This is a genomic window from Frankia sp. CoBUL1, from assembly GCF_978021245.1.
Genome location: NZ_CDXDOS010000110.1, coordinates 1 through 10,489 on the forward strand (window position 1 = coordinate 1; position 10,489 = coordinate 10,489).

8 protein-coding genes and 1 pseudogene are annotated in these 10,489 nt (G+C 70.2%); 2 read left to right on the forward strand and 7 right to left on the reverse strand.

All coding sequences use genetic code 11. The annotated features are described in order from the left end of the window. A partial coding sequence (locus AC08OX_RS10060) for a glycosyltransferase family 39 protein (RefSeq protein WP_476607571.1) occupies window positions 1–1,473 on the reverse strand: 1,473 nt, incomplete at its 3' end. Between the two features lie 329 nt (window positions 1,474–1,802). Here AC08OX_RS10060 and AC08OX_RS10065 point away from each other — a divergent pair. Next, window positions 1,803–3,167 carry a hypothetical protein gene (locus tag AC08OX_RS10065; protein WP_476607564.1) on the forward strand — a complete coding sequence of 455 codons (1,365 nt, stop codon included), beginning with the start codon at window positions 1,803–1,805 and terminating at the stop codon, window positions 3,165–3,167. Window positions 3,168–3,364: 197 nt separating this feature from the next. After that, on the forward strand, window positions 3,365–4,570 hold the full coding sequence (locus AC08OX_RS10070) for a DMT family transporter (protein WP_476607565.1): 1,206 nt from the start codon (window positions 3,365–3,367) through the stop codon (window positions 4,568–4,570). On the opposite strand, the gene AC08OX_RS10075 is transcribed toward AC08OX_RS10070, so the two are convergent. The 6 genes and pseudogenes from AC08OX_RS10075 to AC08OX_RS10100 form a co-directional block, all read right to left on the reverse strand. After that, window positions 4,558–5,289: a ceramidase domain-containing protein gene (locus AC08OX_RS10075; protein ID WP_476607566.1), complete on the reverse strand. Its 732-nt coding sequence runs from the start codon at window positions 5,287–5,289 to the stop codon at window positions 4,558–4,560. The two genes, AC08OX_RS10070 and AC08OX_RS10075, sit on opposite strands and share 13 nt — an antisense overlap. Before the next feature lie 38 nt (window positions 5,290–5,327). Further along, window positions 5,328–6,815: a DHA2 family efflux MFS transporter permease subunit gene (locus tag AC08OX_RS10080; protein ID WP_476607567.1), complete on the reverse strand. Its 1,488-nt coding sequence runs from the start codon at window positions 6,813–6,815 to the stop codon at window positions 5,328–5,330. 49 nt (window positions 6,816–6,864) lie between these two features. Then, complete coding sequence (locus AC08OX_RS10085; protein ID WP_476607568.1) at window positions 6,865–7,830, reverse strand: GNAT family N-acetyltransferase; 966 nt, start codon at window positions 7,828–7,830, stop codon at window positions 6,865–6,867. A gap of 2 nt (window positions 7,831–7,832) precedes the next feature. Continuing rightward, window positions 7,833–9,540, reverse strand: a pseudogene (gene cmlS / locus AC08OX_RS10090) (chloramphenicol-biosynthetic FADH2-dependent halogenase CmlS). 12 nt (window positions 9,541–9,552) lie between these two features. Next, window positions 9,553–10,191: a DapH/DapD/GlmU-related protein gene (locus AC08OX_RS10095; RefSeq protein ID WP_476607569.1), complete on the reverse strand. Its 639-nt coding sequence runs from the start codon at window positions 10,189–10,191 to the stop codon at window positions 9,553–9,555. After that, window positions 10,188–10,489: AMP-binding enzyme (locus AC08OX_RS10100; RefSeq protein ID WP_476607570.1), on the reverse strand; the 302-nt coding region annotated here is incomplete at its 5' end. The genes AC08OX_RS10100 and AC08OX_RS10095, both read right to left, overlap by 4 nt.

Genomic DNA, 10,489 nt, shown 5'->3' on the forward strand with positions numbered 1-10,489 from the left:
GCCCGGCCCACCCCTGGCGCCGCCGGCCGTGGCGGCCACCGCGGGACCGGAGATCGGGATGGAGCCGCTGTGCGGGTTCGCCGCGGTGGCAAGCGCATAGGCCGAGGTGCCCGCCGAGGCGCTGATCACGGTCGCTGCCGCGAGCACGGCGGTGATCCTGGTGAGCCGGGCGGCACCGGCCACCAGCGCGACGGCCACCAGCACGCTCGCCGGGAGGATGATCCAGCGCAGCACGGGCAGCCAGGACGCCACCCGGTCCAGCAGGACGAAGCCCCACAGCCCGGTCACCGCGATCATCGCGGCCAGGGTGGCGCGGTGCGAGATCCGCGCCCGTCCACGCCAGCACACGGTTCCACCGGACGCGACGAGCGCGGCGACGGCGGGGGCGAGGGCGACCGTGTAGTAGGGGTGGGTGATGCCGCTCATGAAGCTGAACACCAACCCGCTGACCAGCAGCCAACCGCCCCAGAGCACGAGCGCAGCCCGGGTCTGGTCGGTGCGCGGCGTCCGCCGGGTGAACCACAGGCCGGCCACGAGAACGATCAGCGCGGCGGGCAGCAGCCAAGAGATCTCCGCCCCCATGCTCGCCCCGAACAGCCGGGTGATGCCGGTGGCGCCACCGAAACCGTTGGTCATACCCCCGCCCACGCCACCACCGGCGGAGCCACCGAAGATGCGGCCGAGGCCGTTGTAGCCGATCGCGAGCTCCAGCAGGCTGTTGTTGGTGGAGCCGCCGATGTAGGGGCGTGACGAGGCCGGCCACAGCTCGACCAGGGCGAGGTACCAGCCGGCCGAGACGACGATCGCGGCCACGGCGCCGGCGAGGTGCGCGAGCCGTCGGCGCAGACCGGTCGGCGCGGCCGTCAGGTACCCCAGGCCGAGGGCCGGGACGACCAGGAACGCCTGCGCCATCTTGGTGAGGAAGCCGAAGCCCACGCAGGTGCCGGCCAGCAGCAGCCACCGCAGGCTCGCCCGTTCGGTGGCCCGGACCGTGCAGTAGGCGGCGGCGACGAGCAGCAGCACCAGCAGCGCGTCCGGGTTGTTGAACCGGAACATCAGCACCGCGACCGGGGTCAGCGCGAAGGCGCCGCCGGCGAGCAGGCCGGCGGCGGCACCGGAGATCCGGCGCACCGTGGCATACAGCAGCCCCACCGCGGCGACGCCCTCCAGCGCCTGCGGTGCCAGCACGGTCCAGCTCGAGAACCCGAAGGCCCGGGCGAACAGACCGGAGACCCACAGCGAGGCCGGCGGTTTATCGACCGTGATGGCGTTGCCGGAGTCCAGCGAGCCGAACAGCAGCGCCTTCCAGCTGTGCGTGGCCGCCTGGGTGGTGGCGGCGGCGTAGAAGCCGTTGCCGTAGCCGGACGCGCTGAGGTCCCACAGGTAGAGGACCGCAGTCGCCGCCAGCAGGGCCAGCAGCGACGGCCGGATCCACGCGGGGTCGCCGGCCGGGCCGCGTACCAGGCGGCCGATCCGGCCGCGGGGCCGGGAAGGCGGGGGCGGCCCGCGGGATGCCGCACGGGCACGTCCACACCGGGCACGTCCACACCGGGCACGTCCACACCGGGTGCGTTCACGAGGGGGGAAACGGTGGTCATCTCGAAGGCCGTCTCGGGACCGGGAAGTACGTCATGGGTAGACGATCGGTCCGGCGGCTTCGCGGATTCTGTGCCCTTACTGTGTGAATCCTGTGCGCTACGCGGATCCTGTGTCTTTACTGTGCGGGCCCCGTTCCCTGTGTTGTGCCTGTCCGGGGGCGGCATGCGCCGAGATGACTCTTACGTCACGGTAGAGTTGTCGGCGTGAGCGGATCGCGGTGGGCGTATCCCGACGGCCCCGCCGTCACCGACGGTCTGACCATCGGTGCCACGCGTGAGCATATCGCGGCGGCTCCAGCGGCGGATCTACCGGCGGCCGATCCGTACCCGTCCCGGTCCCGCGGCCGGATCAACGCGCTGTGGACGATCGTCGACCAGGTCGTGTCCAGTGGCACCAACGCGGCGATCAACTTCATAATCGCCCGCCGGGTCGACCCGACCGAGTTCGGTGCGTTCGCGATTGCCTACACGATCTTCGCGATCGTCGTCGGCCTGTCGCGCGCCGCTGCCACGGCGCCCCTGGGGATCAGCTACGCTGCCGCCGCCCCGGCCGCGTTCCGCGCCGCCGCTCGCGCCGCGTCCGGCCTGGCCCTGGTACTCGGTGCCGTCGTGGGCGCCGGCCTGATGGCGGTCGGTGGCGTCCTCGAGGGCGTGGTCGGGACGAACCTGATCGCGATGGGTGTGGTCATGCCGGCCCTGCTGGTGCAGGATGCCTGGCGCTACACGTCGTTCGCCCAGGGACGTCCCCTCCGCGCCGTCGTCAACGATCTCGTCTGGGCTGCCGGGATGGGCGTGGGCATCGTCCTGCTGGCCATCGGCGGGCCGGATGCGGCCGGCGGCGCGCCGGTGATGGTCCTCGTCTGGGGTGCCGCCGCGGCGCTGGCCGTGCTGGTCGGCATCGGGCAGCATCGGGTCTGGCCCGCCCCGGGGCGGGCGCTTGCCTGGTTCACTGGTCACCGCGAGACGACCGGCTTCATGACCGCCGAGTTCGTGACGGTCCAGGGGGCGCAGCAGACGTCGACTCTGATCATCGCCGCGGTCGGCTCGCCGGCGCTCGTCGGTGCTCTGCGCGGTCTGCAGACCCTGCTCGCCCCCACGACGAACCTGGCCGTCGCGTTGATGAGCTTCGCGATCCCCGAGTTCGCCCGCCGCAGGGGTGCCCCGGCCCGTCGGATCATCCGCGCCGCCTACGTCGTGTCCGCGCTGGTGGTCGCCTCCAGCGTGCTGTGGACCCTCATCTTCCTGATCCTCCCCGACGATTTCGGGACGGCCCTGCTGGGCGATACCTGGAGCCAGACCCATGAACTCCTTCTCCTCGCGATGATCGCGCAGGCCGGGCCGGCGCTGGCGGTAGGACCGGCCGCCGTGCTCTACGCCTTCGGCCGGACCAGACTCACCTTCTGGATCAATCTTTTCTTCACGCCCTTCCTGCTCGCCGGCCCGGTCACGGGCCTTCTCCTCGGCGGAGCCAAAGGGGTGATCATCGGTAACATCATTGTGTTCTGGGCGACGATCCCGCCCTGGATTTACCAGCTCCACAAGCAGGCCCACGCCGTCGACCGTGGGTGACCTCCCCGCCCGCGCGGATTCCCGAGCCCGGGCGTGGTACCCGGCGGCGGACGAAGGTGGGGGCCCGACCGGGGTCATTTCCCTGATCTTGGATCTGGCAGGCATGATGAGCGGGATCTGAACGGCCGGACCGCACCGGGCCGGCCGTGTGAGGCCCTGACCTTCCCCGGGAAGGTACATCGCGGGATCGAGGGGGAGTGGCGACCTATCTGCTCGGCCTTGGTTCCGCGGTGTGTTTCGCGGTGGCCGCGGTGATCCAGCAGCGGGTTGCCTTCCGGGCGCCGCCCGATGACGTCCTGCGGCTGCTGCTGTGGTTGGTGCGGCGACCGTGGTGGGATGTCGGGGTCGCCGTCGCGGTGATCGGCAATGTGCTGGCCGCGGCGGCGCTGAGCCGGGGCGCGGTGGCCCTCGTCGAATCCCTGCAGATCTGCCAGCTACTGTTCGCCCTGCCGTTCGCCGCCCTGCTGGCGCAGCGGGCGGTGCCGCGCCGCGACTGGGCGGCCGCGGCGACGGCCAGTGGCCTCGTGCTCTTCCTGATCGCCGGAGATCCGCATCCGGGCGATCCGGGGGCCGTCTCGACGTTCGGCTGGGTCCTCGCCGGCGCGGTGGTCGGCGGGCTGGTGTGCGGTGCGGTGTGGGGGACGCGGCGGCTCGCCGCTGCCCGGCGGGCCCCGATGCTGGCCACGGCCGTGGGCCTGCTGTCCGCGACGCAGGCCGCCCTGACCAGCAGCATCGGTCACCTGCTGACCACCCGCGGGATCGATGCGGTCCTGGTGTCCTGGCAGCCCCGGTCGGTCGTGGCCACGGCGATCGTCGGTGCGTTGCTGCTGCAGAGCGCCTACGAGATAGCCCCGCTGCCGGCGTCGCTGCCCGCCGCGGTGAGCAGCGAGCCGCTGGCCGGGGTGGTGCTCGGCCTGGCCGTGATGGTCACGGGTGTCCGTACGCTGGCGACGTCTCCGCTGATCACCGGGCAGATGTCGCGGCTGGTGGCGAGGCAGGCCCAGGGGCGGCTGTCCCGGCTGGAGGAACAGGTGCACCATGACCTGGAACGGCTGCGCGCCGACCTGCGCCGCAGCCGGCGGGCCGGCGTCCCGGGGCCGGCGTTGCAACGCGCGCGTCGCCGGCTGCGCCGGGACCTCGACCGCATCGGCGCGGAGCTGGCGAGCCTCGTGGACGAACGGCACCGGTTCGACGATCGGATGCGGCCGGTCGCCGGGCAGGTGGGCTCGAACGGGTCCCGATCGGGGGAGCGGGGCCTGCTGGGGGATGACGCCGTGCCGGAAAGGGAACTGCTCGCCGCGCGACGTGCTCTCGACACCCGGGCGGACGAGCTTCGCCGGCGGGCGGATCGACTGCGCGGTGAGGCCGGTGCCGTCCTGGCTCAGAGGAATCATGCGCGATAGTCAGTCGACCGGGACCTGCCCGCGGGCGTGGCCGGGAGCCGAGTATCACCAGCCTCGGCGAGTGAGTGCCAGCGGCGCGCGAGGGCGCGGCCGACCACGAAGATCAGCAGCCCGGTGAGCAGGTGCCAGACGAAGTGCGTGCCGATCGGGAAGGACCCGCAGGCCTCCTCGTCGATCGTGCGGGCGAGCGGGCCTGCCGCGAACACCCCGGCGGCCGTCGCGAAGTCCCGCCAGTACCTGGACCGGTCCTCATGATGTGACCCGTACAGTGCCACGGTCAGCCCGATCATGAGCAGCAACACCGGCACGTACGGTGCGGAACGGTTGGGGATCTGGCTGCCGAGGAGGGCGATGAACGCGGCGGTCACACAGGCGAACCCGGCCACGCCGGCCAGGCACCACGTCCAAGGCAGCCGGTAGAACCAACGCAGGAAACTTCCGACATAGATGAACACGAACAGGCCGATGGGCGCGATGTCCAGAACCTGGGCCCACCTGGTCGCCAGCGTGTGGAACGCGAAGCTGCCGACCCCGATCAGCACCGCGAGCGGCGGCATGAACGCGACGCTGGCCGGCACGCCGCTATGGCGCCGCAGGAGGCGCCATAGCGCGAACGCCGCGGCGAGATACGCGAGGTTACTCACCGCGTCGAGCGGCTCGGACCAGAAAGCCGTCGACGTCCGCTCGCAGTAGTTGTCCACGTGCTCGGTCCAGTTCATCGGCCTTCTCCTCACCGCCGGGTGGGTCGCGGGTATAGCTAGGCCTCGGTGGCAGCGACCGGGTGGGCGTCGCCAGCGGGGTGAGGGGCGGGGGCGCGGCTGCCCGCGTGCACCAGCAGGGCCGACGCGCCGAGGCCGACGGCCAAGATCGCCGCTGGCAGGTACAGGGAGTCGCCGAGTGCGGCCCCGAAGGCACCCCGAGCCGAGCTGGACAGCGTGCCGGTCACCGTGCCGCCGTCCACGATCTTGTTGGCGGCCAGGCCGCGCACGGACATCCGGATCGCGATGACGGCGCTGATCGCGGCGCTGCCCAGCACCGCGCCGAACTGCCGGACCGCGTTGTACGCCCCGGCCCCGGCGCCTGCCTGGTGCGGCGGCAGGTTGTGGGTGGCGGTCGCGGCGAGCGTTGGCCAGATGGCGGCGTTGGCTGTCCCGACCAGCCCGGCGCCCACCAGAAACACGGCGACCGGCGAGTCCGGCGTCATGAACATCGCGAAAATCATCAGCGTGACCGCGAACAGCGCGAAACCCGCCGAGGGGATCACCCGCGGATGGATCCGGTCCCCGAAGATCCCAATGATCGGCACGCACACCATCGCGAGGATCGCCATCGGCGCGACTACGAGCCCGGCGTCCGCACCGGACATCGCGCGCACCGATTCCAGATAGAAGTACAGCGGCACCAGCACCGCCGGGACGGCCGCGCCAGCCGCGGCGACGGCGACGTTCGAGAGCGCGAAGTTGCGGTCCCGGAAGATGCCCAGCGGCAGCAGCGGCTCACCGCCGGCGCCGCGGGCCTGGTGGGCGACGAACACCACCAGCACCGCGATACCGATGCCGATCATCGACCAGGTGAGCCCGTCCCAGTCCCGGTCGCCGCCCTCCTGGATGCCGAACACCAGCAGGAACAGGCCGACTCCACCGAGTACGACGCCAGGCAGGTCGAACCGGTGCCGGTGGGTCGGCAGCGCCGGAACGTAGCGGGCGGCCAGCACGAGCCCGGCCAGCCCAACCGGTACGTTGACCAAGAAGATCCACTCCCAGCCCAGCTGGTCCACCAGAACGCCCCCGAGCAGCGGCCCGACCGGGTTGGCGAGCCCCGCCACCGCTCTCCACAGGCTCATCGCCGCGTTGCGCCGTTCCGGCGGGAAGGTTCGAGTGATCATCGCCATCGTCTGCGGCGTCACCAGGGCGGCTCCCAGCCCCTGCACCACCCGCGCCGCGACCAGCAGACCGATCGACGGGGCGAGCCCACACAGCAGCGATGCCGCGGTAAACAGCGCGAGCCCACCGAGGTAGACGTTCTTCGGACCGTACCGGTCGCCGAGCCGACCGGCCGGCAGCAGGGTGACCGCGAAGGCGAGCAGGTAGCCGCTGGTCGCCCAGAGCACCTGCGAGATGTCGGCGTCCAGGCTGTCGGTGATGTTCGGGCTGGCGACGGCGACGATCGTCATGTCGAGGACGACCATGAAGTAGCCGACGACAAGCACCGTCAGGGCGCGCCACGGACTGCGTATGGTGCTCACGGATCCCGTCTCCCAGTTTGGCCGCTTGGCTCTCGTCAGCCTTACGGGTTCAGACGACGTGGCTCAGCACTCGCTTCATCAGGTAGGGAACCCGGCCCACACCGTGCACGGATTTCGTCAGCGGCGCCGCGGGCGACGTGCCGAGGTGGTGCTTGAGCACCGGTCCGAACAGGTACTGCCAGTACGGCCACCGGTGGTCGATCCGGCCCAGGCTCGCGCCGATGTCGATGACCATCACCTGCACGGTCTCCTTGCTGTACGGATGCGTCTTGGTGATGGGCAGCGGGCGGGCGCCGATCTTCTCGTACAGTGGCACCAGCTTCTCGATGGCATCGAGAAGCAGGTAGCGGCAGTCGAGGTTGAAGGCGAGCCGGGCCACCTCGCGGAACAGCGCCACCACCACCCCGCCGCCGCGGTAGTCCGGGTGCAACGCCAGCCGCGAGACCTCGATGAACCCGCCATTCCACACCCAGTCCGGCAGGCCGGTCGTCTCGGTCTCGATCTCGCTGAGCGCGCGGTTCCCGGAGTTGACCACGACCCGGCCGGCACTGAGCGCTTTGTCGCCGAGCAGGCACATGAAGTTCACCGAGTGCGGGTCGAGATCGTCGGCCACGACCTCACCGTCGATCATCCCGGTCAGCCGGCCGAACGTGCGGTTGCCGGCCAGCCGCACCTCCAGCGCGCGCAGGAAGGTCGACCGGTCGGAGACGGTCTGGATGGTCAGGAGCCTGGTCAGCCTGCCCGGTCGGACCCCGGCCGCGCCGAGCGCCTCGAAACCGAACCCGTCAACCGTGCCCACCAGGATCACCGCGGCGTCGCGCACCGAGGACCGGTCGACCAGCCGGAACGTGAACCGGTCACCGCCCGGCCCCGGCCGCCCGGCGGTCAGCTGCGCCCGCAGCCGCAGCGCCCCCGTCCAGGGCAGCCACAGGTCGGCGTGCACCAGCATCCCGGGTACCAGGCAGTGCGCGGGGCCGTCGGCGACGACGAACTCGCCGCCGCCCGCTGGCTCCATGCTCACACCTCGTAGTCGGTGCCCACGCCGTCGAAGCGCAGGCGGTCCTGGATGTGGACCCGGTTGTCGTTCTTGTCGAAACCGGTCAGCAGACCCGCCTCCATCAGCCGGATGACGATCTGGCTGCCCACATCCTGCCTTCCGGCGTCACCAAGCTGCCGGATCAGGGACCCGGTCCTTGAGGAGTTCCTCGAAGACGAGCCGGTGTTCTTCCTCCAACGGATATTTGATCATGTCCTGGCCCAGCTCGTTCCCGATCACCAGCTTGCGTTCCAGCCGGAAACTCAGCGGCTCGACCTTGTAGTACGGCCGCAGCAGGACCTCGTCGCCGTTCCAGCGCAGCCAGGTGATGCGGTTCAGCTGCTTGGTCAGGTGGGTGATCCAGCGGACCCGCGCGCCGTTGAGTTCGTCGTCGGTGAACTCGTCGCTGAGATCCATGCGCTTGTGCCGACCGATGGAGATCATCGTGGCGGCACGGTCCCGGAAGCCCGCGACCGACCGGGCTGTGTCGGTGTCGTCGTCGCCCGCGGCCAGCCGTTCGAACCATCGTTTGCGGTTCAGCCGGTCGTCGTCCGACTCGCTGATCCGGCGGCGCAGCCAGAACTCCGACTCCGGCTCGGTGAACGAGGCGAACGTGTAGAACGACGCCAGGAACTCGTGGTACTGCTCGTAGGTTTCCCGGTAGCTGCGCCCGTACCACTGGTGGACGGCGTCCAGTTCGTCCTCGTGCGCGATGATCCGATCGATCGCGGCGGCCGCCGAGACGGCGGACTGGGTGGCCAGGTGGACGCCCTGGGAGAACAACGGGTCGGTGAAGCAGGCGGCGTCCCCGCAGAGGAAGAACCGGTCCCCGGAGAACACCTCGGAGTCGTAGGACCAGTCGTGCACGATGCGCACCTCGTCGACGATCTCAGCGTCGCCCAGGATATCCATCGCGCGCGCGCACTTCACGATGGTGTCGCGGTAGAAGCGGTCCGGCCCGATCTCCTTGACCTCGCTGGCCTTCGAGCGGTCGACGACCAGGCCGACGCTGTAGATGTCCCCCTTAAGCGGGATCATCCAGACCCAGCCGTCCTCGAAGGTGATCGAGTAGGTGGTGCCCTTCAGGCCGCGTTCGAACGGATCCTTCCGCTTGAAGTACGACCAGACCGCGAAGTTCTTGTAGAACTCGTCGTAGCGGCGCGCCCTGAGCTGGCGGGCCAGCGGACTGCCAGCTCCGCCGGCGTCGATCACGAAGTCGCTCTCGACCGTCCTGGGGACACCCCCCGAGCGCACGGTCAGCGTCACCCGGTCGGTGGCGCTGAGGTCGATGCCCGTCACCGGGGTCTCCTCGTGGACCGTGACGCCGCGCGCCCGGGCCGCGTCCACCAGCAGCTTGTCGAACTCCTCGCGCTTGACCTGGATGGCGTGGTCGAAGACCCAGGGGGCGGTCCGTGGGGTCGCGAACGAGAACGTCCAGGGTGCCTGGTTCTGCCCCCACAGGAACGTCGCCGACGGTTTCTTCACGAAGCCGGCGGCGTCGATCGCGTCCTGCAGGCCCAGCCGGTTCAGCACCGACAGCGTTCCGGGCAGGAAGGACTCGCCGACCCGGTACCGGGGCAGGCTTGACCGTTCGAAGACCTCCACGTCGTGACCGAGCTTGTTCAGGCTCAGTGCCGCGACAGATCCCGCGGGGCCGGCACCGATGATGGAAACCTTCGCGCGCTTCATGCGCTGTTCTCCTCAGAACGACTTGATGGACTTGACCCGGTTCGGCGCCAGGTAGGAATGTCCGCTGGTCGCGTTGTCGAAGATGCTGATGCCCGCCTGGAACCGGCAGTCGCTGCCGACGGTCACCTCCGGTGCCAGTGTGCAGCTGAGCCCGAAAAAGTTGTCGTCACCGATCTCGACCGTGTTGCCGCAGTTGAAGTTAGGCGCGAGAAAGTTGTTCGAGCCGAGTCGCGAGTGATGCCCGACCGTGCAGTAGTAGTTCACGACGTTGTGGTCGCCGAGTGCGACGTTCACGCCCAGGTAGCAGTTCGGCCCGATGATGTTCCCGGCCCCGCGCAGCGCCGCCGGGTCGATCCGCGCGCTCGGATGGACGATGTTCTCGGCGACCAGCCCGTGCCTGGTGACGAACCCGTCGATCAGCGCGCGCCGGCGAGCAACGTCCGAGACGGCCAGCACCACCCGGGTGTCCGGGCCGGGGGCGAAGTCCGCGAGTGCGGCACACCGGTCGGCCGGTGCGTGCACTGCCTCCCCCTCCACCGCCAGGAACGCCGTGACGGCGTACTCGGGCCGGCCGTCGACGACGCAGTCGCCGGCATAACGTGCGACCTCCAGCGCGAACTTGTCCGCGCCGATCAGCACGATGTCCCTCACAGCACGATCCTTCGCTTCTTGAAACGGTCCGAGACGGTGACCGCGTCCACCACGTTGATCTTCGCCGGGATCTTGAACTGTTCGACCTTCCCGGCCAGGAATCCGACCACGTGCTGACGTACCTCGGCCCGAGTGAGCTCGCCCCGGGGTTTGATGTCGACGCAGACGGACTGGCCGGTGATGGCGTTCGCCCGGCCGTACACGACGCAGTCCTCGATCAGCGGGCTGGCTAGCAGAACGGACTCCAGCTCGAGCGGCAGGACCTTCTCCCCACCGACGTTGATGACCTCCTTGGCGC

What these genes read in the sequence shown, in the direction of transcription:
- AC08OX_RS10075 (WP_476607566.1), bottom strand. Translation starts at nt 5,289, where the DNA reads ATGAACTGGACCGAGCACGTGGACAACTACTGCGAGCGGACGTCGACG.
- AC08OX_RS10085 (WP_476607568.1), bottom strand. Translation starts at nt 7,830, where the DNA reads ATGGAGCCAGCGGGCGGCGGCGAGTTCGTCGTCGCCGACGGCCCCGCG.